The organism is Streptomyces sp. NPDC002309, from assembly GCF_053593375.1.
In genome coordinates this window covers 136,901-160,418 of sequence record NZ_JBSFCI010000015.1, presented here as the reverse complement: position 1 = coordinate 160,418, position 23,518 = coordinate 136,901, and the positions used below count along the sequence as shown (strand labels likewise).

18 protein-coding genes are annotated in these 23,518 nt (G+C 74.2%); 3 read left to right on the top strand and 15 right to left on the bottom strand.

All coding sequences use genetic code 11. The features are described from left to right. A partial coding sequence (locus tag ACWCPM_RS15315; RefSeq protein WP_450976636.1) for a cation:proton antiporter domain-containing protein occupies positions 1–386 on the top strand: 386 nt, incomplete at its 5' end. 348 nt (positions 387–734) lie between these two features. On the opposite strand, the gene ACWCPM_RS15310 is transcribed toward ACWCPM_RS15315, so the two are convergent. Beyond that, positions 735–2,354: an ABC-F family ATP-binding cassette domain-containing protein gene (locus ACWCPM_RS15310; protein WP_450976635.1), complete on the bottom strand. Its 1,620-nt coding sequence runs from the start codon at positions 2,352–2,354 to the stop codon at positions 735–737. Positions 2,355–2,426: 72 nt separating this feature from the next. Then, positions 2,427–3,086 carry a histidine phosphatase family protein gene (locus ACWCPM_RS15305; protein WP_450976634.1) on the bottom strand — a complete coding sequence of 220 codons (660 nt, stop codon included), beginning with the start codon at positions 3,084–3,086 and terminating at the stop codon, positions 2,427–2,429. A gap of 71 nt (positions 3,087–3,157) precedes the next feature. On the opposite strand from ACWCPM_RS15305, the gene ACWCPM_RS15300 reads away from it, so the two are divergent. Further along, positions 3,158–4,654 (top strand): phosphatase PAP2 family protein, encoded by a 1,497-nt coding sequence (locus ACWCPM_RS15300; protein ID WP_450976633.1) that lies wholly within the window; start codon positions 3,158–3,160, stop codon positions 4,652–4,654. A 109-nt stretch (positions 4,655–4,763) separates the two neighbouring features. Beyond that, the gene (locus tag ACWCPM_RS15295; protein ID WP_450976632.1) at positions 4,764–5,585 is read left to right on the top strand and encodes a methyltransferase domain-containing protein; all 822 of its coding nucleotides are present in this window, start codon (positions 4,764–4,766) and stop codon (positions 5,583–5,585) included. Positions 5,586–5,682: 97 nt separating this feature from the next. On the opposite strand, the gene ACWCPM_RS15290 is transcribed toward ACWCPM_RS15295, so the two are convergent. The 13 genes from ACWCPM_RS15290 to ACWCPM_RS15230 form a co-directional block, all read right to left on the bottom strand. After that, positions 5,683–6,501, bottom strand: coding sequence for a GvpL/GvpF family gas vesicle protein (locus ACWCPM_RS15290; protein WP_450976631.1), 819 nt, complete (start codon positions 6,499–6,501; stop codon positions 5,683–5,685). A 189-nt stretch (positions 6,502–6,690) separates the two neighbouring features. Beyond that, on the bottom strand, positions 6,691–7,617 hold the full coding sequence (gene ligD / locus ACWCPM_RS15285) for a non-homologous end-joining DNA ligase (RefSeq protein WP_450976630.1): 927 nt from the start codon (positions 7,615–7,617) through the stop codon (positions 6,691–6,693). Continuing rightward, positions 7,614–9,461 carry a transketolase gene (locus ACWCPM_RS15280; RefSeq protein ID WP_450976629.1) on the bottom strand — a complete coding sequence of 616 codons (1,848 nt, stop codon included), beginning with the start codon at positions 9,459–9,461 and terminating at the stop codon, positions 7,614–7,616. Before ACWCPM_RS15280 ends, ligD begins: the two co-directional genes overlap by 4 nt. Continuing rightward, entirely contained in the window at positions 9,458–11,101 is a 1,644-nt protein-coding gene (locus ACWCPM_RS15275) for an FAD-dependent oxidoreductase (protein ID WP_450976628.1), read from the bottom strand. Before ACWCPM_RS15275 ends, ACWCPM_RS15280 begins: the two co-directional genes overlap by 4 nt. Before the next feature lie 187 nt (positions 11,102–11,288). Further along, complete coding sequence (locus tag ACWCPM_RS15270) at positions 11,289–11,783, bottom strand: phage holin family protein (protein ID WP_450976627.1); 495 nt, start codon at positions 11,781–11,783, stop codon at positions 11,289–11,291. A gap of 61 nt (positions 11,784–11,844) precedes the next feature. Next, positions 11,845–13,809, bottom strand: coding sequence for a DUF5107 domain-containing protein (locus ACWCPM_RS15265; RefSeq protein ID WP_450976626.1), 1,965 nt, complete (start codon positions 13,807–13,809; stop codon positions 11,845–11,847). Positions 13,810–13,979: 170 nt separating this feature from the next. Then, positions 13,980–14,531, bottom strand: a complete 552-nt coding sequence (locus tag ACWCPM_RS15260) for a GNAT family N-acetyltransferase (RefSeq protein WP_450976625.1) — start codon at positions 14,529–14,531, stop codon at positions 13,980–13,982. Positions 14,532–14,960: 429 nt separating this feature from the next. Continuing rightward, positions 14,961–15,884, bottom strand: a complete 924-nt coding sequence (locus ACWCPM_RS15255) for a S66 peptidase family protein (protein WP_450976624.1) — start codon at positions 15,882–15,884, stop codon at positions 14,961–14,963. Continuing rightward, positions 15,881–17,845 (bottom strand): S9 family peptidase, encoded by a 1,965-nt coding sequence (locus tag ACWCPM_RS15250; protein ID WP_450976623.1) that lies wholly within the window; start codon positions 17,843–17,845, stop codon positions 15,881–15,883. The genes ACWCPM_RS15255 and ACWCPM_RS15250 overlap by 4 nt, the downstream gene beginning before the upstream one ends. Before the next feature lie 4 nt (positions 17,846–17,849). Beyond that, a complete protein-coding gene (locus tag ACWCPM_RS15245; RefSeq protein ID WP_450976622.1) occupies positions 17,850–19,154 on the bottom strand; it encodes a M20/M25/M40 family metallo-hydrolase in 1,305 nt (434 codons plus the stop codon). Further along, a complete protein-coding gene (locus ACWCPM_RS15240) occupies positions 19,147–19,980 on the bottom strand; it encodes a M55 family metallopeptidase (protein WP_450976621.1) in 834 nt (277 codons plus the stop codon). The genes ACWCPM_RS15245 and ACWCPM_RS15240 overlap by 8 nt, the downstream gene beginning before the upstream one ends. A gap of 86 nt (positions 19,981–20,066) precedes the next feature. Continuing rightward, on the bottom strand, positions 20,067–20,792 hold the full coding sequence (locus ACWCPM_RS15235; RefSeq protein WP_450976620.1) for a class I SAM-dependent methyltransferase: 726 nt from the start codon (positions 20,790–20,792) through the stop codon (positions 20,067–20,069). A gap of 151 nt (positions 20,793–20,943) precedes the next feature. Further along, positions 20,944–23,391 carry a SpoIIE family protein phosphatase gene (locus tag ACWCPM_RS15230; RefSeq protein WP_450976619.1) on the bottom strand — a complete coding sequence of 816 codons (2,448 nt, stop codon included), beginning with the start codon at positions 23,389–23,391 and terminating at the stop codon, positions 20,944–20,946. Between the last annotated feature and the right edge of the window lie 127 nt (positions 23,392–23,518).

Genomic DNA, 23,518 nt, shown 5'->3' with positions numbered 1-23,518 from the left:
TCTTCGTGACGAGCGGTATCCAGTTCAACCTCGGCGCCCTGTTCGAGGACGCCGGGACCATCCTCCGGGTGCCGATGTTCCTGGCCGCGCTGCTGCTGGTCCGCGGCCTTCCGGCACTGCTGTACCGCGCAGCCGGACTCTCCTGGCCGGAAGTCGCGGCCGGAGCTCTGCTCCAGGCCACCTCACTGCCGGTCATTGTGGCCGCAGCGACCATCGGCCTGAAACTGGATGCCATACGGCCCGAGAACGCGTCCGCTCTGGTCGCCGCCGGGCTGCTCTCCGTGGTCATCTTCCCCCTGATCGCGCTGCCCCTTCTCCACCGCTCCCGGCAGCAGCCGGCAGCGGGTGCCCGGACACGGCCCCCCGGTGCGCCTGCCGGGATCTAAGGCTTCACGCTGTCCCGTGCGCCCGTCCGACTGAGCGTCGTCGATGATCCTCAGGCGCCGGTGCCATCCACCGTGATCGCTTCGTTGCGACGGCGCAGCCGCGGCAAGTGCGCCTTGCTTGCCGGCATGCACGGACCGCACCTCCTGTGATGCCGCTCTGCAGGCGATGCGAATGCCGTATCGCGCCGTAAGACGGGGGCTTGGACACGGAGATGGCCCGAACGGGCACGAGCGCTGCGCCGGACCGCGGAGGGTCGTCCGCGTACTGGGCGTACGCGAGCGATCCCGACAACGCGGCGAGGCGCCGTGCCAGGCGTCGCAGAGCAGACGGGATTTTCGAAACACGACCTAGCGAGCCCGCTCCACCCGCCGCTCGTCCCAGACCGGCTCCGGTGTCTCCCGGAGCCGGCCGTCGGTGCCGAAGACCAGGAAACGGTCGAAGGAACGGGCGAACCAGCGGTCGTGCGTGACCGCCAGGACCGTGCCGTCGAACGCCTCCAGTCCCTCCTGGAGCGCCTCGGCGGACTCCAGGTCGAGGTTGTCCGTGGGCTCGTCGAGGAGCAGGGCGGTGACGCCCTGGAGTTCCAGCAGCAGGATCTGGAAGCGGGCCTGCTGACCACCGGAGAGCCGGTCGAAATTCTGTTCGGCCTGACCGGTCAGCTCGTAGCGGCGCAGCCGGGACATCGCGGCGCCCCGGTCCTGGGCGTGCTCGCGCCAGAGGATGTCGAGCAGGGGGCGGCCCATGAGTTCCGGGTGGGCGTGCGTCTGCGCGAAGTGACCGGGCACGACCCGGGCCCCGAGCTTCCACTCCCCCGAGTGCGCCACGTCCTCCCCGGCGAGCAGCCGCAGGAAGTGGGACTTCCCCGAGCCGTTGGACCCGAGGACGGCGACCCGCTCGCCGTAGTAGACCTCCAGGTCGAACGGCTTCATCAGACCGGTGAGTTCGAGCCCCGCGCAGGTGAAGGCCCGCACGCCGGTGCGGCCGCCCCGGAGCCGCATCGTGATGTCCTGCTCACGCGGCGGCTCCGGCGGCGGGCCCGCCTCCTCGAACTTGCGCAGCCGGGTCTGCGCCGCCGCGTACCGGGACGCCATCTCGTGGCTGACCGCCGCCGCCTGACGCAGGTTCAGCACCAGCTTCTTCAGCTGGGCGTGCTTCTCGTCCCAGCGCTTGCGCAGCTCCTCGAAACGGGCGAAGCGTTCCCGCCGGGCCTCGTGGTACGTCGCGAAGCCGGCGCCGTGCACCCAGGCGTCGGCGCCGGCCGGGCCGGGTTCGACGGAGATGATCCGCTGGGCGGCGCGCGCGAGCAGTTCGCGGTCGTGGGAGACGAACAGGACCGTCTTGCGGGTCTCGCTCAGACGCTCCTCCAGCCAGCGCTTGCCGGGTACGTCGAGGTAGTTGTCGGGCTCGTCGAGCAGCAGCACCTCGTCGGTGCCGCGCAGCAGCGCCTCCAGCACGAGCCGTTTCTGCTCACCGCCGGAGAGCGTGCGCACCTGCCGCCACTGCGCCTTGTCGTACGGAATTCCGAGCGCGGCGGTGGTGCACATGTCCCACAGTGTCTCCGCCTCGTAGCCGCGCGCCTCGGCCCAGTCGGCGAGCGCCTGCGCGTAGCGCATCTGGGCCGCCTCGTCGTCGACGGTCATGACGTCGTGCTCGGCGGCGTCGACGGCCTTCGCGGCCTCGCGGATGCGTGGCGACGACACCGACACCAGCAGGTCGCGCACGGTCGTCTCGTCCCGTACGGAGCCCACGAACTGCCGCATCACTCCGAGCCCGCCGCTCACGGTGACGGAGCCGCCGTGCGGCTTCAGCTCGCCCGAGAGCAGCCGGAGCAGGGTGGTCTTGCCTGCGCCGTTGGGTCCGACGAGGGCGGCGACGGCGCCCTCGCCCACCCGGAAGGACACATCGCCGAGCAGGGTCCTCCCGTCGGGGAGGTGGTACTCGATGTGCGCGGCTTCCAGATGTCCCATGAGGCCGCATTGTGCGGGCGGGCGGCGGGACGGGGCAAACCGATAACCGGGGCGGGTCCGCGCTACCGGGAGCTACCGGGCGTGTCCGCGCTCGTCCGTCGGCCGCCGGGTGGGGCCGTCCTCGCCCGCGAAGGCGACCGTGGCACCGGCCCAGGTCAGGGCTTTCCAGCCGTCGGACGGGGAGCCTTCGAGGATCACCACACCGGTGTTGTCGAGGGGGTGGGTGAAGGAGATGTCGACGTTCTCGGCGCGGGCGGCCGCCCACATCCGGATCACGGCGCCGTGGCTGACCATGGCGACGGTTCCGGCGCCGGCGGCGGCGGCCTCGGCGACCACTCCGTCGAAGCGTGCGAGCGTCTCCTCGCCGCTCTCGCCGCCCGGCATGCGCAGGCCGGTGTCGCCGTCGGCCCAGGCGAACACGGTCCGTATGTACTCCTCGCCCCTGCGCGAGCCGCCCGGCAGCATCTCGAGGTCGCCCGCGGACACCTCGCGGATCCCGTCGCGCACGAGGACGTCGAGGCCGCGGGCCGCGGCGAGCGGCGCGGCGGTGAGCTGGGTGCGCACGAGGGTGGAGGCGTAGAGCGCCTCGATGTCCTCGTCGGCGAGCGCGCCCGGCAGGGCGGCGGCCTGGCGTTCGCCCAGCTCGGTCAGGCCGGGCCCCGGGACCGCGGTGTCCAGCAGGTGGGCGACGTTCGAGGGGGTCTGGCCGTGGCGGACCAAGAGCAGGCGCACGATGGGTTCCTCCGGGTGCCGGCCATCACGGGCCGGACAGAAAACAACCGCATCAGGGTACCCGCCCCTGCATGAGCCCAGATGTCGACCTCACCGCCCTCGAACCCGGCCGCCACGCGCTGCGTGAGCGGCTGCTCGCACTGGACAACCGGCTGTTCGAGTTCGCCGCCGCGCGGGACTGGCCGGCCGCCGCGCCCGTCCTGCCCAGGCTGAGCCGCGCCGCGAACCACGGGCTGCTGTGGTTCGCCGCCGCCGGCGTCGTCGCGGCGAGCCGCACCCCGAGGGCGCGCCGGGCCGCCGTACGCGGGGTGGCGTCCCTCGCCCTGGCCTCGGCCACGATCAACACGATCGGCAAACGCAGCGTGCGCCGCACCCGCCCGGTCCTCGACGCGGTGCCGTCCGTGCGCCGTCTGAGGCGGCAGCCGATCACGACGTCCTTCCCGTCCGGGCACTCCGCCTCCGCTGCGGCCTTCGCGGCGGGCGTGGCCATGGAGTCCCCGGCCTGGGGTGCCGCGGTCGCCCCCGTGGCGTTCTCCGTCGCCATGTCCCGCGTCTACACCGGCGTCCACTTCCCCAGCGACGTGCTGGCGGGCGCGGCCCTCGGGGTGGGCGCCGCGTTCGCCGTAAGGGCACTGGTGCCGACCCGTGACCAGGTCACCCCGCCGCCCCGGCCGCGCGCGGACGCCCCGGCGCTGCCCGAGGGCGAGGGGCTGGTCGTCGTGGCGAACACGGCGGCGGGCAGCTCCGACCTGGTGCGGGCGCTGCGGGACGCGCTGCCCCGGGCGGAGGTCGTCGAGTGCCCGCCGGAGGAGGTGCCGGACGAGCTGGAGAAGGCAGCGGCCCGCGCCCGGGTGCTGGGCGTGTGCGGCGGCGACGGAACGGTCGGCACGGCCGCCGGGATCGCCGTGCGCCACGACCTGCCGCTCGCCGTGCTGCCGGGCGGCACGCTCAACCACTTCGCCCTGGACCTGGGCGTGGAGGACGTCCGGGCGCTGGCCGGGGCCGTCGAGCAGGGCGACGCGGTCCGCGTGGACGTGGGCCGGTTCGTCTGCGGCGACAAGCGCGGTGTCTTCGTCAACAACCTCAGCCTGGGTGTCTACCCGGAGCTGGTGCGCGAGCGGGACCGCTGGTCGCACCGGATCGGCAGCTGGCCGGCCGGGTTGCTCGCGGCGCTGCGCGTGCTGCGTGCCGACCGGCATCCGCTGGAGGCCGAGCTGGGCGGCAGGGTGCGGCCCCTGTGGCTGGTGTTCGTCGGGAACGGCACCTACCACCGGACGGGTCTCTCCCCCGCCCGCCGGACGGACCTCGCGGACGGGCATCTGGACGTCCGGGTCGTGCACGGTGGCCGCCGGCCGGCGCTGCGGCTGCTCGCCGCCGCCTTCGCCGGACCGCTGACCGGCTCCCCCGCCCACGCCGCCGTCCAGGTCCGCCGGCTGCGGCTGGCGGGCGTCGCCCCGGGCACGCTGCTCGCCCACGACGGCGAGGTCACCGAGGTGGAGGGGGAGGTGTCGCTGGAGAAGGTGCCGGAGGCACTGGTGGTCTACCGGCCGCTCCCTCTGCGGGACTGACCGTCCGACGCGCCGTCCGTCCGGATGGCGAAACACACTGTCTCAGCATCCGGCCGGACGCGTACCGTGTCCGAGGACGTGGTCCGGCCGGACGAGAAGGGGCACCGCCATGGCGAAGGCGAGGGAGACCGCCGTCTACACCCACGGGCACCACGAGTCGGTGCTGCGCTCGCACACCTGGCGGACCGCCGCCAACTCCGCGGCGTACCTCCTCGGCTCGCTGGAGCCGGACATGCGGATCCTGGACGTCGGCTGCGGCCCCGGCACCATCACCGCCGACCTGGCGGCGCTGGTCCCGGACGGGCATGTCACCGGCGTCGACCGGGCGCCGGAGATCCTGGAGCGGGCGCGGGCCACGGCTGCCGGGCGCGGACTGGCCGACGTCGACTTCGCGGTGGCCGACGTGCACGCGCTGGACTTCCCGGACGACTCGTTCTGCGTGGTCCACGCCCATCAGGTGCTCCAGCACGTCGGTGACCCGGTGCAGGCGCTGCGCGAGATGGCGCGGGTGACGCGGCCGGGCGGCCTCGTCGCCGCCCGCGACGGCGACTACGCCGCGATGACCTGGTACCCCGTCTCCTCCGGCATGGACGACTGGCTCGACCTGTACCGGCGGGTGGCCCGCGCCAACGGGGGCGAGCCGGACGCGGGGCGGCGACTGAAGGCGTGGGCACTGCGGGCGGGGCTCACCGACGTCACCGCCACGTCGAGCACCTGGACCTATGCGTCGCCGGAGGAGCGGGCCTGGTGGAGCGGCCTGTGGGCGGAGCGCACCGTGGCGTCCTCGTACGCGCGCCGGGCGGTCGAGGGCGGTCACGCGAGCGAGGCGGAACTGCGGGCCATGGCGGAGGCGTGGCGGGAGTGGGGGGCGGCGGCCGACGGCTGGTTCGGGGTGCTGCACGGGGAGATCCTGTGCCGCAAGGCCGGCTGAGACATCCTTCGCCGGGATTCCCTCCGCCCGGGCCGCCTGAGCACCCGGGCGGGCCCGGCCGTGTCCACCAGGGTGATCGCCGGCCGTGCGATCACCCTCACGGCTTCTCCCCCGCGAAGGAGTAGGCCGCCCAGGGGCCGGTCAGCTCCACCCGGACCCCCGGCATCTCGTCCTTCGTCCGGTCCACTATCTCCACGAACTCCTCGGAGCGGCCGCGCGGCACCAGATAGGCCGCGTCGAGCACGTTGCGGCCCAGGACCCCGGACACCTCGGCGCTCCGGGGGGCGTGCGTCCGGGAGTCGTCGGCGTGCGCCATGAGCCTCTCGTGCAGGCGCTCCGCGAACTCCTCGATCCGGCTCTGGCCCCGCTCGCGTTCCTTGACGCCGCCGCGCGCCGGACGGTCCCGGCCCGACGCCGGCGCCGGGGCCGCCCGCCGGTTCCACGTGTCCGGACCGTGCGCGGACCGCACCGAATCCACCGTGGTGCCAGGCTCCGCCGGCGCCCCGGACACGGTGGCCGACGGTTCGGCGAACACCTTCACGCCCCATTCCACCCGGCCGGCCAGCCGGTCCAGGGTGCGCAGGAAGTCGCCTTCCCGTGCCTCCAGCATCATCCGTACGCCGCTGTCGTCCCGGAAGACCGTGCCCAGCCGGAGCGGCAGCGGCGTGGTCACCGTGGTGAGCGCGTCGATCACGCCCTGGTGGCTCCGGGCCGTGGCGGTGAACCAGTCGAGGTCCTCCAGATGGGCGCGCAGCGGCTCCTCGGCGAAGTCGTGCTCCGGCACCGAGCTGACCACGGCGATCAGACCGTGATGGTGCAGCAGCTTGGGTGGCGCACCCGCCACACCCGTCAGCTGGGACTGCAGCGCCGCGTCGAAGGGGCGGCTGACGGCGTACACGTACCGCAGTCCGGTCATGGGCTCTCCTCCTGTGCGCGGCCGGTCCCGGGCAGCACCGGCCGTTCCCGCAACGTGTTCGATACGACCACCTCGCGGTTCGGGTGGCCCTCGATCCCTTGGCCAAACCTTCGGGACCGGCACACCTTCCCGGCGACGTCCAGCGACCTCCAGGAAGGCCCTCGACGCCCGCGCCCGGACGGTGGGAGCTCAGCCACGCAGCGTGTCGAGCCGGCGCCGCGCCGGGCCGAGGGCACGCCCGCGGTTCAGCACACCGGCCCAGGGGTGGGTACGGGCCTGGTCGACGGCGTCGGCGACGGTCCAGCGGCGCGGCCCGAACCCGGGGTGGTCGAGCTGGTCCCAGCCGACGGGCACGGCGACGGGGGCTCCGGGCAGGGCGCGCACGGAGAAGGGGGCGACGGCGGTCTGCGCGTAGCCGTTGCGCTGCACGTCGAGGTAGAGCCGGTCTCCGCGGTCCTTCTTGCGGGCGGCGGTGGTGCACCGGTCGGGGTGCGCGGCGGCGAGGGTGTCGGCGACGTCCCGGGCGAACTCTCTCACCTCGTCGAAGTCGTGGCGCCCGTTCAGCGGCACGACGACATGCAGTCCGCGCGAGCCGGTGGTCATCAGCGCCGAGGGCAGTCTCAGCTCGTCCAGCAGCTCGCAGAGCAGCCAGGCGGCCTCGCGCACCGGCGCGAAGGAGTCGCCGGACGGGTCGAGGTCGAACACCAGCCGGTCCGGCCGGTTCAACGCGCCGGTGCGGGACAGCCAGCGATGGAGGGTGACGCACGCCTGGTCGGCGAGGTGGACCAGGGTGGCGGCGTCGTCGCAGACCGTGTGGCGGACGGTGCCGCCCTCCTTGGGCACCTCGACGCGGGTGATCCACTCCGGATAGCTGTCGGGCGTGTTCTTCTGCAGGAACTCCGGGCCGTCGAGTCCGTCCGGCCGCCGCTGGAGCATCAGCGGACGGCCCCGCAGATGCGGCAGCATGAACGGCGCGACCGCCCGGTAGTAGTCGACGAGATCACGCTTGGTGTACTCCTTGCCCTCCTCGCCACCGGGGAAGAGCACCTTGTCCGGCCGGTGCACCTCGACCGTGCGCCGGCCGGCCCGCACGGAGTGGACGTCGTCACCGCTCACCGGACGACCGCCTGCTCCACCAGCAGCTGCACGGCGGTGGCGATGGAGTCGGCGTCGATGCGGGCGGCGTGCAGCTGCTGGTCGGGCGCCGCCGAACCCGGCATGGCGCGCACCGCGAGCCGCACCAGCCGCGGCGTCGGGCGCCCGTCCAGGAAGGCGTCGACGACGGCGTCACCGAGGCCGCCCTCCTCGCGGTGGTCCTCGACGGTGACGAGGCAGCCGGTGTCCTCGGCGGCCTGCCTCAGGGTGAGCCGGTCCACGGGCTTGACCGAGTACAGGTCGATCACCCGCACCTGGATGCCCTCGCCGTCCAGCATGTCGGCCGCGGCCAGCGCCTCGGGCACGGTGACACCGGCGGCGACCAGGGTCAGGCGGTCGGTGGCACCGGAGCGCAGCACCTTGCTGCCGCCCACCGGGAACTCCTCGTCGGGACCGTAGATCACCGTGGTCTTGCCGCGTGAGGTGCGCAGATAGCGGATGCCGTCCAGGTCGGCCATGGCGGCGACGAGACGGGCGGTCTGGTTGGCGTCGCACGGGTAGAGGACCGTCGAGCCGTGCACGGCCCGGAACATCGCGAGGTCCTCCAGGCCCATCTGCGAGGGCCCGTCCTGCCCGATCGCGACGCCCGCGTGCGAACCGACCAGGTTGATCCCGGCCCCGCTGATCGAGGCCATGCGCACGAAGTCGTAGGCGCGGGTCAGGAAGGCCGCGAACGTCGAGGCGTACGGCACCCAGCCGCGGGTGGAGATGCCCACCGCGGCGGCGACCATCTGCTGCTCGGCGATGTAGCACTCGAAGAACCGCTCCGGGTGCTCCTCGGCGAACGCCTCGGCCCGCGTGGAGTCGCTCACCTCCCCGTCGAGGGCGACGACGTCACCGCGTCCCCTTCCGAGGGCGGCGAGCGCCTTGCCGTAGGCGTCGCGGGTGGCCACCTGCTCACCCTTGTCGAAGCGGGGCAGCTCGACGTGGTCCTCGCGGACCACGTGCAGCAGGGGCACGGCGGGCGGCTCCTGCAGATGGACGCGCAGGTCGCGGAGGCCACCGAGTTCGGCGACGGCCGCCTCGGCGTCGGGCAGCGGCTTGCCGTGCAGCCCTTCGCGGTCCTGGACGGCCTCGACGCCCTTTCCCTTGAGGGTCCTGGCGAGGACGACGGTCGGCCGGCCCTCGGTCGCGGTCGCCTCCCGGAACGCCCGGTCGACGGCGTCCACGTCGTGCCCGTCGACCTCGACGGTGTGCCAGCCGAACGCCTGGAAGCGCCGGGAGTAGGCGGCGAGGTCGTGGCCGTGCCGGGTGGGGCCGCGCTGGCCGAGGCGGTTGACGTCGACGATCGCGGTGAGGTTGTCGAGGTTCTCGAACGAGGCGTGCTCGGCGGCCTCCCACACGGAGCCCTCGGCCAGCTCGCTGTCCCCGCACAGCACCCACACGCGGTAGTCCTCGTGGTCGAGCCGTTTGCCGGCCAGGGCGATCCCGACGCCGACCGGCAGTCCCTGGCCCAGTGACCCGGTGGCCGTCTCGACCCACGGCAGCCGCCGTGGCGTGGGGTGCCCTTCGAGGCGGCTGCCCAGCGTGCGGAAGGTCAGCAGCTCGCCGTCGTCGAGGGCGTCGGCGGCCTTGTAGGCGGAGTAGAGCAGGGGCGAGGCGTGCCCCTTGGACAGCACGAAGCGGTCGTTGCCCGGGTGGTTCGGACGGTCGAAGTCGTAGCGCAGGTGGTGGGCGATGAGGACGGCCATCAGATCGGCGGCGGACATCGACGACGTCGGATGCCCGGAGCCTGCCGCGGCGGCGGCCCGTACGCTGTCCACGCGCAGTTGCTGGGCGAGCTCGACGAGTTCGCGGGTGTTCATCGGTCTCCTTCGTCGGGCGTGTCGATGCGCCTGACGGGGCCCGGCGCGCGGTGGTCGGTGCCGCGCACGGGCGTGTCACCGCCGCGCCTGCCGCCACGGTGCTTCTGCGCCGGCGCGTCACCGCCGTGCTTCCCGGCGCGGTGCTTGCGTGCGGGTGCGTCACCCGGCGGCTTCCTGCGCCCGGCCGGTTCGGCGCCGGTACGGTGCGTGGCCGGTTCGGCACCGGGGCGGTTCCTCGCGGGTCCGCCGTCACCGGCGGCACGGGGCGTGCCGGGAGGCTCGGCGGCCCCGGGACCGTTCCGCGCCCCGGCACCGGGCTGCCGCTGCGTGCCGTCCGGCGCCCGGACCACCTCCGGGGACGCGGTGTCGAGCGGCACCGACCACGACCGTACGAGCCCCAACTGCACGGCCTGGCGCGGCAGTACCGCGTCCAGCAGCCAGTCCGCCGCGACCCGTACCCGGTTGCCCGGCATCGCGGCGAGGTGGTAGCCGCGTGCGACGGCCCCTGCGGCGATCCCGGACAGCGGCACGCCCAGCGGATCGGCGGCCGCCTTGACGCCGCCCAGGTCGACCACGAACCCCAGGTCCCGGTGGCGGTAGGCCCGCGGCTCCCCGTCACCGAAGGAGGCGGCGATGTTCCGGGCGCACACCTTGCCGTGCCGCCAGGCGTGCTGCGCGGTCATCGGCGTGTACTGGCCGGGGTTGTCGAGGTCGGGCACGGCGGCGGCGTCCCCGCACGCGAACACCTCGGGCCGGCCCGGCACCTGGAGGTAGGGGTCGACGAGCAGCCGCCCGCGTTCCATGGGCAGGCCGAGGGAGTCGGCGAGCGGATCGGGCCGTACGCCCACGCACCACACGATCGTGCGGGTCTCGACGAACTCCCCGTCGGTCAGCAGCACCCCGGCGTGCGTGGCCTCCTTCACGGAGGTCCCCATCCGCACGTCGACGCCCCGCTCCCGCAGCACCCGGTCGGCGGTGCGGGAGAGCCGTTCGTCCAGCTCGGGCAGGACGCGCGGGGCGATGTCCAGCAGGATCCAGCGGGGCCGCATGCCCTCCCGCAGGGGCTGCTTCCGCACCTGCGCGTCGGTGTAGAGCTGACCGAGCGCGGCGACCTCCGTCCCGGTGTAGCCGGCGCCGACCACCACGAAGGTGCAGCGCGCCGCGCAGCTCCCGGGGTCGCCGGCGGCGGCCGCGAGCTCGACCTGGCGGGTCACGTGGTCGCGCAGGTAGAGGGCCTCGGGCAGGCCGCGGAAGCCGTGGGCGTGCTCGGCGACGCCCGGGATGGGCAGCAGTTTGTTCACGCTGCCGGCGGCGAGCACCAGCCGGTCGTACTCCAGCGTGCCGCTCCCGCCCTCGGGGTCGGAGTAGTGCACGGTCCGCGTGTCGAGGTCGATACCGTCGGCCTCGCCGAGGACCAGCCGCACCTGTGGCAGGGAGCCCGACAGGGAGATGGTGACGCGGCGCGGCTCCAGGACTCCCGCGGCCACCTGTGGCAGCAGCGGCAGATACAGGAAGTAGTCGGTCGGGTTCAGCAGTGTGATGTCGGCCCTGCCCCGGGCCAGCCGCGACAGGTCGCGGGCCGTCCGGTAGCCGGCGAAGCCGGCGCCGACGATCACGATGCGGGGTCGACTCACGGTCATGCCTCCGGCGTTCGTCTCGTCCGAGGTGTTCCGCGTCCCCCTGGCCAGGACGCCCAAACCCGGACGGCCCCCTCGATCGGCTCCGCGTTCCGGCCGGAGAGCGGGTCGTGTGCGGGGGCGAGAGCCACACGATCGGCCGTGGCCGGGACGACGTCCGGCCACGGCCGATCGGTGGGGACATCCCGCGTCAGGCGCGGTGGTGCGGGCCCCCGGGGTCGATGTCGTCCGGCCGCCGCAGCGGCGGCCCCGGTGTCTCGGTCGGCGCGGCGGCACCGGGCGGGGCCGGCGGCATCTGCGGGTACTCGGCGGGGCCGGCGTGCGGCGGGACGGCGCCGTGCGCGTGGTCCCGGTCCGCCGTCAGCTCGGCGCGCCCGTGCGGCGTCCCGGTGGCGTGCGGCCTGGCGGCGCCGCGCAGCAGATGGGCGACAGCACCGAAGACCGCCGCGGTGATGAGCGCGGCGGCCCAGCCGGGCAGGACGAGGGCGAGGGCCAGCCCCACGGCGAGGGCGACCGCCGCGCCCGCGTACAGCGCGAGGGCGCCGGACGCGGCGTACAGCGTGGCCTTGCGGCGCTGCTTACGGGTCTGCTGGCGCAGTTCGTCGCGGATCGTCTCCCGCGCGACCTGCGCCAACTCGTCGACCAGATGCTTGTCCAGGTGATCCAGATGATCCATGCGGTCCATGGCGGCCGGGTACCCTTCACCGCCCTCGCTTAACGCCGGCTCCCGAGCGGCCGGTCGGTCCTCAGAGTGCGGGCGGCCGCATCCGGAAGTCGTGGCGCGCCGGCAGCGGACCGCCGCCGATCCGCTCCCACAACCGCCCCAGTACCTCGTCGCCCTCCCGCAGGTCGGCCACCTCGAAGCCCGCCGCGAAGACGGCGCGGGCGTCCTCGATCCGTCCCTCGGCGGCCAGCAACTCGGCCTCCAGCAGCCGGAACCGGCCCCGGGCCCGCGTCGCGGGAAGCAGCCGCTCCCACACCGCCCGCGCCTGCCCCGGACGCCGTACGGCGAGCAGCGCGACGATCGCCTCCCGGCCCAGCGCCGCCATGGCCGCCGTCCACACCTCACCGTCGTCGCGCCGCTCGCGGCACAGGTCGTCGAACGCCTCCACGTACCGGTCGGCGGCACGTTCGTGGTGGCCGTCGTCCCGGTCCGCGACCGCCAGACAGCGCAGCAGCGGCCAGAGGGAGGGGGCCAGCGGGAGCGCCCGCTCCCAGCTGCGCACCGCTTGCGCCCGGTCCCCGGCGTGCCACTGCGCGACCCCGAGGTGGTACTCGGCGAGGGGCGTCGCGGGCGCCGTCTCCAGCATGTCCCGCCAGTGCGCTCCGACCGGTGTCCGGCCCGGCGGCCGTACCCGGCGCGGCTCGGGCAGCGACCCGGCGCGCAGCAGATGGAGCCACGGCGCCTGGGCGTCCTCCAGGGTGGTCTCCTCGAAGGGGGTGCCGGGCAGCTTCCAGCCGCCGCGCAGCACTTCGAGCGCGCCCCAGCCCGAGCCGGTCGCGAGCCGCTCCCGGGGTTCGCCGTCGGCGCACGGCTTCCACGCCTCGTAGGCCGCCACCACGTCCGCGCGTGGCAGCACCGTCTCCAGCCGGGCCTCGGCGTCGCGGACCACCGCGGTCCAGTCCTCGCCCTCCGGGGAGGCGGTCAGCGGCCCGTACGCCTCCAGCCAGGACACCTCGCTCTCCGGCTCCAGGCGTACGTGCTCCAGCTGGGTCCGGGCGAGTCCGGCCTGGATCTCGCAGTAGCCGCCGGTGCCGGGCTCGGTGAGCCACTGCTGCCAGCGCCGCCCGCCGCCGCCCGAGCCCCACACGAACAGCTTGCGCCCGCGCAGCACGTCGGTGGACGTCTGTACAAGCCCCTGCCCGTCCGCGCCGAGCGCGGCGATCCAGGGGCGCCGCCCCTCGGGCAGCTCGTAGAAGTAGTCGGCGGGGTAAGGGCTGTTGAGGGGGTAGGTCCGGTCGGTCCCGTCGTGCGCGGGGACCGGCACACGGCGCAGGCGGCGCTCGTAGCTGAAGTTCCACGCCTCCTCGGCCGGCGCGAGCACCCGGCAGTCCTCGGGGACGGCGATGTTGGACCACCAGTAGGCCGGCACCGGCCGCTCGTGCGGATTGCGGATGCGGACGCCCACGTAGAGGAAGTCCGAGCCGTCGGGCAGCCAGAGGTCGACCTGGAAGGGCAGGTCGCGCAGCCGCTCCCACTCCCACAGACGCAGCATCTCCGTGCCGTCGGGAGCGGGGACGCGGGCGGCGTGCAGGGGTGAGCAGGACAGGGTGGTGTGTCCGGTCGCGCCGATGTTCCATTCGACGCCGCCGGAGAACCAGGCGCCGTTGAGGGCGAAGTTGGCGGGCTGGAACACCGGGTTGCGGTAGAGGAGTTCACGGCCGGACGGCAGGTGGACCAGGGAGACCAGCCGACCTCCGAGGGCGGGGAGCACGGTGGCGCGCAGCCGGTCGTTCTCGATCACCACGGCGTCGAAGTCGCGGGGTGCGCGGGCCCGTTCGTATCCGTCCCGGACGCCCACCGGGAGCAGGCTGCGCAGGGGCTCGTAGTCGATCTGCCGTGCCATGTCACGCGGCAGTTCCTCGCGGTCCCGGTCGTCGATGCGGTGCGTCTCGTCGAGGGGCCGTAGCGGGGGCAGGGGGTTGTCCGGTCCCAACTCGGCGGCGGGCAGTGTCACTACGTCGCGTCGGATCGTCGTCACGATCTCCATGGAACCCGCCCGCCGCCGAACTGGCCAGGGTGACGGCGGGCCGGGATCACGCGAAGGCGCACGGGCCGGGCCACGGCTTCCGGGGGCCGCGCTCGACGGTCACGGCACTCGGCACTCGGCACTCGGCACTCGGCACCGTGAGGATGCCACCGCGGTCGGCATCCTGAGGGTCAACCACCGGTCCGCATCTCGGCGGTGAGCGCCCAGCGCTCATGGTCCCGCCAGGCGCCGTCGATGTGGAGCATCAGGGGCGAGAAGCCCTCCAGGCGGAAACCGCAGGCGCGGGCGAGGGCAATGGACGCGGTGTTGCCGGGTTGCACGTTGATCTCCAGCCGGTGCAGCCGCATCGGCCCGAAGGCGTGGCCGATCACCAGGTCCAGCCCTTCCCGCATCAGGCCGCGCCCCGCGGCGTGCGCGAAGGCGCCGTAGCCGAGGGCACCGCTCTGGAAGGCACCGCCGACGATGTTGTTGATGTTGATGTACCCGGCGAGGGCCCCCGTGGCCGTCTCGCAGACCAGGAACCCCGCGCTCCCCGGGTCCTCTATCAGCCGGCCGGCATAGCGGGCGTAGGCCGAGGCCGTGTCCGGCGGGAAGAGCCACGGGTGGTGGAGGTCCTTGCTCTCCCGGACCCGCGCCGTGAACTCGGCGCCGTCCTCGTAGGTGAAGTGGCGTATGCCCACGCGGGGGCCCTCGGCGAGATGGCGGGACGCGATGTGCGGCATCCCGCCACCCTACGACCGGCGCCCGGCCGGCGCAGCCCCGGCCGACGCTCCCGGACCGCGGGCAATCCCACGCCACCAACGCCGCCGAACGCGCGCACCCGGCCCCCCCGGCGGACGAACACGGGACCGGCGCTCCCGGCCCCGGCAGCAGACGGATGCAAGCCCGACGGCACGCACACCCGATCCCGGCCCCGCCGGCAGACGAACACGAGACAGGCGCACCCGGCCCCGGCAGCAGACGCACACGAGCCCGACAGCACGCGCACCCGGTCCCGGGACCCGCAGCAGACGCACACGGAACCAGCGGCACGCGCACCCGGCCCGGCACCAGACGCACACCAGACCGGCGGCACGCGCACGCGGGACCGCGCCGGCGTCGGTCCTTCGGTGCGGACGACCGTGACGACTTCCGCGGGGACCGGCGGAGCCTCAGCGCAGGGCGGGCTCGTCCAGCGTCAGCGTCCCCGCGTAGGTGTCCAGCTCCGCCCTCACACCGAACGGAATCGTCAACGCCCCTTCGCAGTGCCCGAATCCGAACTCCTCGGCGACCGGGATCCCGAGCCCGCCCAGCCGGTCCGCGAGCACCGGGCGCAGCTTCTCGTACGGCCCGCAGTCGACCCAGGAGCCGAGGGCGATGCCCGTGACCCCGTCGAACCGGCCGGCGCGCAGCAGCTGGGTCAGGATCCGGTCGAGCCGGTACGGCTCCTCGCCCACGTCCTCGAGCATCAGCAGCCCGCCCCGGGCGTCGGTGCGGGCCCCCGGTGTGCCCAGTTCGGCGGCGAGCAGGCTCGTGCAGCCGCCGAAGGTCACACCCCGGGCCCGGCCGGGCACCAGGGCCCCGCCGCCGGAGGTGATCGTGCGCACCGTCTCCGGCGCGAACAGCGTGGCCCTCAGATGGTCCTGCGCCCGCGCGTTCTTGATGAAGTCGAGGCCGGCGGCCATCGGCCCGTGCAGGGTGACGAGGCCGAGCCGGGTGGCGAACGCCTCGTGCAGCGCGGTGACGTCGCTGAAGCCGACGAGCACCTTCGGCCCGGCCGCGCGCAGCGCCTCCCAGTCGAGCAGGTCCACCATCCGCTGCGCCCCGTACCCGCCGCGGGCGCACAGCACGGCCGCCACGGACGGGTCGCACCAGGCGGCCTGGAAGTCGGCGGCCCGGTCGGCGTCCGTGCCCGCCAGATAGCCGAACTCGGGGTGCCGGTCGAGCGTATGGGGGGCCACCACCGGGTCGAGGTCCCAGCCGCGCAGCACGGCGAGCCCGTTCTGCAACCGTTCCTCGGGCACCGGCCCGCTCGTCGCGACGACGGCCACCCGGGCCCCGGGCGCCAGCCGGGGCGGGCGCAGCAGTTCCCTCACCCGGTCAGCTCCAGCGTCGCCACCCCGGGCGGATTGAGCCCGAACACCTGGGCGTACAGGGAGAGTTCGGACTCCAGTGCGCGGATCATGGTGTCCGCCCGCCGGAATCCGTGCCCCTCGCCCTCGAAGGCGATGTACGCGTGCGGCACCCCCCGCCCCGCCATCTCCTCCAGGAACCGCTCGCACTGGGCGGGCGGGCAGATGACGTCGTCCAGGCCCTGGAGCAGCAGGAAGGGCGCCGTGATCCGGTCGGCGTGCCCGGCGGGCGAGCGCTCCGCGTACCGCCCGGGCACCTCGGCGAGGGGTCCGACCAGTCCCTCCAGGTACTGCGACTCGAAGTCGTGGGTCTCGCCCGTCGCCCAGCCGGCCAGGTCGAGGATGGGGTAGATGATCGTGCCGCAGGCGTAGACGTCGGTCATGGTGAGCGACGCGGCCGTGGTCCAGCCGCCCGCGCTGCCGCCGCGCACGGCGAGCCGCCCGGGGTCGGCGGTGCCCTCCTCGGCGAGGGAGAGCGCGACGGCCGCGCAGTCCTCGACGTCGACGACGCCCCACTGCTCGCGCAGCCGCTCCCGGTACTCGCGCCCGTAACCGGTCGAACCGCCGTAGTTGACCTCCGCGACCCCGATGCCGCGCGAGGTGAAGTAGGCGATCTGGAGGTCGAGGACGAGCGGGGAGCGGCTGGTGGGCCCGCCGTGCGCCCAGACGACGTACGGCGGCAGCTCGGCGCCGGGCGCGGTGCAGCCGGGGTGGTGCGGCGGGTAGACGTGCGCGTGGATCTCGCGCCCGTCGGGGCCGGTGAAGGCGCGGATCTGCGGTTCCGGGTAGAAGACCGGGTCCACCACGTCGTCGTGCTCGGCGCCGATCACCCGGGCCCGGCCGGTGCGGGCGTCCAGTTCGACCACCTCGTAGGCGCTGCGCGGGCTGGCGCCGACGGCGACGACCCGCGGGCCGTTGACCGCGAGGGAGGGCGCGAACTCGGTCCAGGGTCCGGCCGCGTCGACGACCTCGCCGGTCTCCGGGTCGAGTATCCCGAGGGCGGTGGCGCCGCGGCCGTGCACCACGGCGATCAGCCCGCCGTCCAGCGGCGCGAACCAGCGGTGGCCGAGCTTCCACAGGGCCCCGCCGAACTCCTCCTCGCGCGGGCACAGCGGCTCGCCGTCCCGGTAGAGGTTCCACCAGCCGGTGCGGTCGCTGACGTAGAGCAGGGCGCCGTCGGCGTCGAACTCCGCCTGCGCGATCGACTCCTGCGGGCCGCCGGCGACGGTGCGGGGCCCGGTGAGCGTGCCGTCCTCGGTCACCTCGGCCAGCACCAGCTCGGTGCCGTCCCACGGCATCCGAGGATGGTCCCAGGCCAGCCACGCCGCGAGCCGCCCGTCGGGCGAGAGGCGTGGCCCGGTGACGAAGCGGTGCCGGTCGTCGGAGAGCTCCCGGACGGCGTCCCGGTCCTCGGCGGCGGAGCCGTCCAGCGGCACGGCGGCCAGGACGCGCCGCACGTCGGTGGGGCCGTCGCCGGTGAACTCCTCCAGCACGCACCACACCTCGCCGCGCTCCACCAGCAGCTGCGGGTCCGCCCAGCGCAGCCCGCCGCCCACCGGCGACACGGGGGTCAGCGGACGGGGCTCGACGCCCTCCTCGTACCGGTACAGCCGCTGGTCGGCGAAGTGCACGAACACCACGACCGGGCGGCCGTCGACCAGGGCACCGGCCCACGGCTGCCCGCCGTACTCGATGACCCGGCTGCGCACGTTCCACGGCGCGGGCAGCACGGACTCCTCGGTGCCGTCGGCGTGCCGCCGCACCAGGGTGCGCCGGCCGCCCTCGGCGGGCCGGGGCTCGGTCCACCACGCCTCGTCGCCGACGAACCCCACGAACTCCGGGTGGCCGTCGTGCGCGGCGGCGAGGGCCGCGTCGACGGGCGACGGCCAGGAACCGTACGGCAGGGTCTGCACGTTCTCCCCCATGAGGTCAGGCGTCCCGCAGGAACCGGTCGAGGACGCGGACGCCGAAGTGCAGCGCCTCGACCGGCACGCGCTCGTCGACGCCGTGGAAAAGGGCCTGGTAGTCGAAGCCCTCGGGAAGCTTCAGCGGAGCGAAGCCGTAACCGGTGATGCCGAGCCGGGAGAACTGCTTGGCGTCGGTGCCGCCCGACATGCAGTACGGCACGACATGCCCCTCGGGGGCGAACTCCTCGACGGCGGCCCGCATCCTCGCGTAGGTCGGCGAGTCCAGCGGCGCCTGGAGGGCCACCTCGCGGTGCTCGAACTCCCAGTCCACGTCCGGCCCGGTGAGCAGGTCGAGGGTGTCCCTGAACTCCTGCTCGCCGCCCGGCAGGAACCGCCCGTCGACATGGGCCACGGCCTCGCCCGGGATGACGTTGATCTTGTAGCCCGCGTCCATCATGGTCGGGTTGGCGCTGTTGCGGACGGTCGCCTCGACGAGCTTGGCGGCCGGGCCGAGCTTCTCCAGCAGCCGGTCGACGTCGTCGAGGTCGGTGCCGAGGCCGTACAGCGCGGCGAGTTCGCTCAGCGCCGCGCTCACGGTCGGGGTGAGCCTGAGCGGCCACTCGTGCGCGCCGATCCGCGCGACTGCGGCGGCCAGCCGGGTCACCGCGTTCTCGCGGTTGACCTTGGAGCCGTGCCCGGCCCGTCCGCGCGCGGTGAGCTTCAGCCAGCCCGTGCCGCGCTCTCCGGCCGCGATCGGGTAGATCTCGCGGCCCGCCCCGTCGTGGAAGGTGAACGCCCCGGACTCGCTGATGCCCTCCGTGCACCCCTCGAACAGCTCGGGGTGCCGGTCGGCGAGGAAGCCGGAGCCGTCCTCGGCGCTGGCCTCCTCGTCCGCGGTGAAGGCGATGACGAGGTCCCGCCGGGGCCGGACGCCCTGCCGGGCCCAGGACCGCACGACCGCGAGGATCATCGCGTCCATGTTCTTCATGTCGACCGCGCCCCGGCCCCAGACGACCCCGTCGCGGACCTCGCCGGAGAACGGGTCCACGCTCCAGTCGGCGGCCTCGGCCGGCACCACGTCCAGGTGTCCGTGCACCAGCAGCGCGTCGGCCGTCGGGTCGGTGCCCGCGATCCGGGCGACCACGTTGGTGCGCCCCCGGGTGCGCTCCAGGAGGGTGGGTTCGAGACCGGCCTCGGCGAGCCGCTCGGCCGCGTACTCGGCGGCGGGGCGCTCCTGGCAGTCACCGCCGCCCCGGTTGGTGGTGTCGATGCGGATGAGGCCGGAGGTGAACTCCACGACCTCGTCCAGCGCCTGCTGATCAGCCATACTGCTCCTCCACGGCGGCCGAGACGACAGTGGTGACCGCCTTGAAGGTGCGGATCGCCTCGTACATGGTCGCGCAGGTGTACGCCACCTTCCGCTCCCCGGTCCGCTCCACGCCCGGCACCACGGTCGCCGCCATGGCCAGGTGCTCGGCGTCGAACTCGACCGCGACGGTATGCGGGCCGGACACGGCCGGCTCGCGGCGGACGGCCAGCGAGGCCGCCTCCTTGGCCGCGGCCCGGATGTCCGCCGCCGTCCTGGCCGGTGTGCGGCACACGGCCGCGTACCGCGACACATGGTCCTTCACGGCGACCTTCAGCGCCTCGGGCGCGTACCCGAGCGCGTCCTCGCACGCCACGTCGTCCCCGGTCACCAGCACCACCGGCACCCCGTACTCGGCGACGACACGCGCGTTCAGCAGCCCCTCACTGGCGCGCACGCCGTCCAGCCACACGCCGGTGATGGAGTTCGCGAGGTAGGTGTGGGCGAGGACTCCCTCGGCGCCGGCGCCCGCGTGGTAGCCGACGAAGGCGATCCCGTCCACGTCGCCGTGCTGCACGCCCTCGACCATCGACAGCGCCTTGTGCCGGCCGGTGAGCATCTGCACCCGCTCGTCCAGCCGCTCCAGCAGCAGGTTGCGCATGGTCCAGTGAGCCTCGTTGACGAGGACCTCGTCCGCGCCGCCGTCGTAGAAGCCCAGCGCGGCGGCGTTCACGTCCGAGGTGAACATCGATCGGCAGCGCTCCCACTGGGGTGTCCCGGGCAGCACGTCCGCCGGCCAGGTGACGCCGGTGGCGCCCTCCATGTCGGCACTGATGAGGATCTTCATGGTGCGTCACGTTACGCGGAGAATCGGCGGCCGACCAGGTCGGGCCCTTGCGCTGTAGGACACTACGCGACCGTGCCCCGGCGGTGTCACCCGGTACGGCCCGCGACCAGCCACTTCGCCGGCAGCTCGACCCTGGTGCCGTCGGCCCGCGTCTCCGTGGTGACCAGCGGCAGGTCGCCGCTCGCGAGCACCGCGAGTCCCGCGGCGGTCAGGAACTCGGGGACCGCGGCGTCGGCGACCCCGCCGGGCGCGATGCCGTGCCGCAGGACCGGCGCGAGCTTGGCGGGCGGTCCGTCCGGACTCTGGGCCAGGCCGCGCAGAACGGGTCCGGCCGCCTCGGCGAGCTCCACGAGGAAGACCCGGCCGCGCTCACCGACGAGGGTGGCGATCCCGTCGACGAGCGGCTGCCGGTCACCGGGCTCGCACTGGTGCAGCACACCGCGCATGTACACGTTGGCGTCGCCGAGCTGTGCGCGCAGGACCTCCACCTCGGTCTTGTCGGCGGCGTCCAGCTCCCGGTAGGTCGCCTGCGCCGCCGGGTCCGCCTCCTCCGCGTGCGCGACGGCCGCCGCGGACAGGTCGACACCGAGAACCCGGGGGAAGCGGCCCGCCAGGAAGCGCGTCTGCGTGCCGTTGCCGCAGCCCAGGTCGATCATCGGCAGGCCGGGGTCGACCAGCCGCGGCTCGAACAGGGCCACATGCCGTCCGGCGGTGAGCACGGGCTCGGCGTCCCACAGGACGGTGCCCTGCCCGCCCGGCGCCTCGCGCCAGAACCCCTCCCAGGCCTCCCGGTACCGACTGGTCACGCTCATGGCCAACTCCCCAGGTACGAAGCCGTTTTCCCGCGACACGCGGCGGGCCGGTACGGGTCTATCGCGCCCGCCGCGCGGTCACAAGAAGTCGGCGCACACCCCGCGCATACCTTCACGGCTCGTTCGAGCCACGTACGCGAACGGGTTCGGTTCAGCGGCGCGGCAGCGTGAGTTCGCACCAGACGGTCTTGCCCGCCTTCGTACGGGTGGCGCCCCACTCGCGGGCGAGGGTGCTGACGACGCGCAGACCGCGCCCCGCCTCGTCGAGCGGCCCCGCGCTGAGCAGCGTCGGCAGGTCGTGATCGTCGTCGTCGACCTCGCACAGCAGGGAGTCGCCGCGCACCAGGCGCAGTTCGACCGGCCGGCGGTGGGAGTGCCGCACGGCGTTGGTGACCAGCTCGCCGACCATCAGCTCGGCACTCGCGGCCAGTCCCGGCAGCGCCCATTCGTGCAGCTGCTCGCGGACCACCGCGCGGGCCCGGCCCACCTCGGCCGGATCGAGCGGGAAGCGCCACACGGCGACGTCACCGGGCTCGAAGCCGCCGAGACGGGCCATCAGGAGGGCGACGTCGTCCTTGCGGCCGCCGCGGGTGCCCAGAGCCCGGATGATCGTGTCGCAGGCGTCGTCCATGGACGCCGCCGGGTGGGCGGCCGACTCGCACAGCGTGGCGAGCCTGACACCGATGTCCTCGCCGCGCAGCTCGACCAGCCCGTCGGTGCACATCACCAGCCGGTCACCGGGCTCCACCCGCACGCGCACCGCCTCGAACGGCACCCCGCCGACGCCGATGGGAGCGCCGGTGGGCAGGTCGAGCAGGTCGGAGCGGCCGTCCGCGGCGTGGACGAGGACCGGTGGGATGTGGCCCGCGTTGGCGAGGTGCAACTCGCCCGCGATCGGGTCGTAGACGGCGTACAGGCACGTCGCGAGGTAGGTGTCGCCGAGCCGTTGGGCGAGGTCGTCGAGGTTGCGCAGCAGTTGCGCGGGCGGCAGGTCGAGGGCGGCCATGGTCTGCACGGCCGTACGCAACTGGCCCATCATCGCGGCGGAGTTGAGGCCGTGCCCCATCACGTCGCCGACGACGAGCGCGGTGCGCGCGCCGGGCAGTTTCACCGCGTCGAACCAGTCGCCGCCGACCCGGCCGAGCAGCGTGCCCGGCAGATACCGGGTGGCGATGTCGCAGCCCGCCATGCGCGGCGGGATGTGCGGCAGCATGCTGTCCTGGAGGGTCTCGGCGACGCTCTCCTGGAAGGTGTACATGCGCGCGTTGTCGAGCACGAGCCCGGCGCGGGCGGCGAGTTCGGCGCCGGTGACACGGTCCATGTCGTTGAACTCGGCGCGCTCCGGATGGCGCAGCAGGACCATGAAGCCGAGCACGACGGTACGGGCCTTCAGCGGTACGACGAGCATGCTGCGGCCCGTGATCAGCGGCCGGATGTCGCGCTTCTCGAACTGCGAGGCGATGGCGTGGCCCATCGGCTCGCTGATCCGGGGCACGAGGACGGGCTCGCCGGTGGTCATGCACTGGAAGAACGGCGTGTGCGCCGGGAACGGCATGGCCTCGCCGACGGGCACGACGTCGTCCCAGCGGCCGGGTTCGTCGGTGTGCTCCAGGGCGACCCGGTGCCACATGGTCGTCGTGTCCGGCGCACCGTCCGGGAAGCCCTCACCGGCGACGACCTGCTCGCGCAGATAGGTGCCCGCGACATCGGTGAAGCGCGGCACGACCGCCCTGCTGACCTCGACGATCGTCCGCGACAGGTCGAGCGAGGTGCCGATCCTCCCGCTGACCTCGTTGAGGAACTCCAGACGCTCGCGCACGGCCGCGTACTCCAGGTCCTCGGCCTCGTCGCGCAGCCCCTCCGGCACGGGCTCCCCCGCGGCCATGGCCCGGACGAGCCGCTCGCGCCGCGCCTTGCGCTCGGCACGCCGGGGCACACCCCAGTCGGGCGTGACGGGCACCCGGTCGTTCTGACTGAACTCCAGGATCGGATAGCCGAGTTCCAGGACCTGCCCGACGATCCGGCTGCTCTCCCCGACACTCATGCTGGGCAGGATGCCGGGGAGCCCGCGGGCCAGTTCGGCGGCACCGGGGAAGTCGGTGTGCAGGGCGAAGGCGGGCGTGATCCGCTCGACCGCGGCTTCCGCGCCCGCCGCCTGCCCGCGCAGCGCCTCGGCGTCGGCGGCGAGCACGAGCAGCCGCTCCGCGCCGGGCCCGACGAGCGGGTACGCCCACCACAGCACGTCGATACGGCCGCCGTCCGGCACGGTGAGGCGGGCACTGCCCGCGGCCGGGTAGGACAGCCCGCCGTCGAGCGAGGCCCCGAGGTCCGGACCGAGTCCGTCGTACGCGCCGTAGGGCCCGTACGGCGAGTCCTCGTCGTCCGCCGACAGCGCGCCCGTGACGGGCAGCAGGTCGCCGGCCGGGCGGCCGATCGCCGATTCCTTGGCGGTGCCGAACAGCCGGCGCGCGCCGGTGCTCCAGTGGGAGACGAGGCCCTCGCGGTCCACCACGACCACCGCCAGCGGGACCCGTCCCACCGGCGCGGCGCCCCCGGCCGGGTGGCCGGAGGGTGCTCCCCGGTCGGTGCCCTGCTCCATGGCCCAGGCCCTCTCTCCACGGCTGCGCAAGATCTGTGCCCCGGCTCACCACCGTACGGCGCCGCCCGCACGCGATGTGCGCCAATAGGGGAATTGGCGCCACCGGTCACGCGGGCGCGCGCTCGTG

Bases quoted from the DNA above. Each gene is read 5' to 3' on its own strand.
- ACWCPM_RS15240 (WP_450976621.1), bottom strand. From the start codon at position 19,980: ATGAAGATCCTCATCAGTGCCGACATGGAGGGCGCCACCGGCGTCACC.
- ACWCPM_RS15235 (WP_450976620.1), bottom strand. From the start codon at position 20,792: ATGAGCGTGACCAGTCGGTACCGGGAGGCCTGGGAGGGGTTCTGGCGC.
- ACWCPM_RS15230 (WP_450976619.1), bottom strand. From the start codon at position 23,391: ATGGAGCAGGGCACCGACCGGGGAGCACCCTCCGGCCACCCGGCCGGG.
- ACWCPM_RS15245 (WP_450976622.1), bottom strand. From the start codon at position 19,154: ATGGCTGATCAGCAGGCGCTGGACGAGGTCGTGGAGTTCACCTCCGGC.
- ACWCPM_RS15290 (WP_450976631.1), bottom strand. From the start codon at position 6,501: ATGACCGGACTGCGGTACGTGTACGCCGTCAGCCGCCCCTTCGACGCG.
- ACWCPM_RS15275 (WP_450976628.1), bottom strand. From the start codon at position 11,101: ATGACCGTGAGTCGACCCCGCATCGTGATCGTCGGCGCCGGCTTCGCC.
- ACWCPM_RS15270 (WP_450976627.1), bottom strand. From the start codon at position 11,783: ATGGACCGCATGGATCATCTGGATCACCTGGACAAGCATCTGGTCGAC.
- ACWCPM_RS15265 (WP_450976626.1), bottom strand. From the start codon at position 13,809: ATGGAGATCGTGACGACGATCCGACGCGACGTAGTGACACTGCCCGCC.
- ACWCPM_RS15310 (WP_450976635.1), bottom strand. From the start codon at position 2,354: ATGGGACATCTGGAAGCCGCGCACATCGAGTACCACCTCCCCGACGGG.
- ACWCPM_RS15295 (WP_450976632.1), top strand. From the start codon at position 4,764: ATGGCGAAGGCGAGGGAGACCGCCGTCTACACCCACGGGCACCACGAG.
- ACWCPM_RS15280 (WP_450976629.1), bottom strand. From the start codon at position 9,461: ATGAACACCCGCGAACTCGTCGAGCTCGCCCAGCAACTGCGCGTGGAC.
- ACWCPM_RS15300 (WP_450976633.1), top strand. From the start codon at position 3,158: ATGAGCCCAGATGTCGACCTCACCGCCCTCGAACCCGGCCGCCACGCG.
- ACWCPM_RS15250 (WP_450976623.1), bottom strand. From the start codon at position 17,845: ATGGGGGAGAACGTGCAGACCCTGCCGTACGGTTCCTGGCCGTCGCCC.
- ACWCPM_RS15260 (WP_450976625.1), bottom strand. From the start codon at position 14,531: ATGCCGCACATCGCGTCCCGCCATCTCGCCGAGGGCCCCCGCGTGGGC.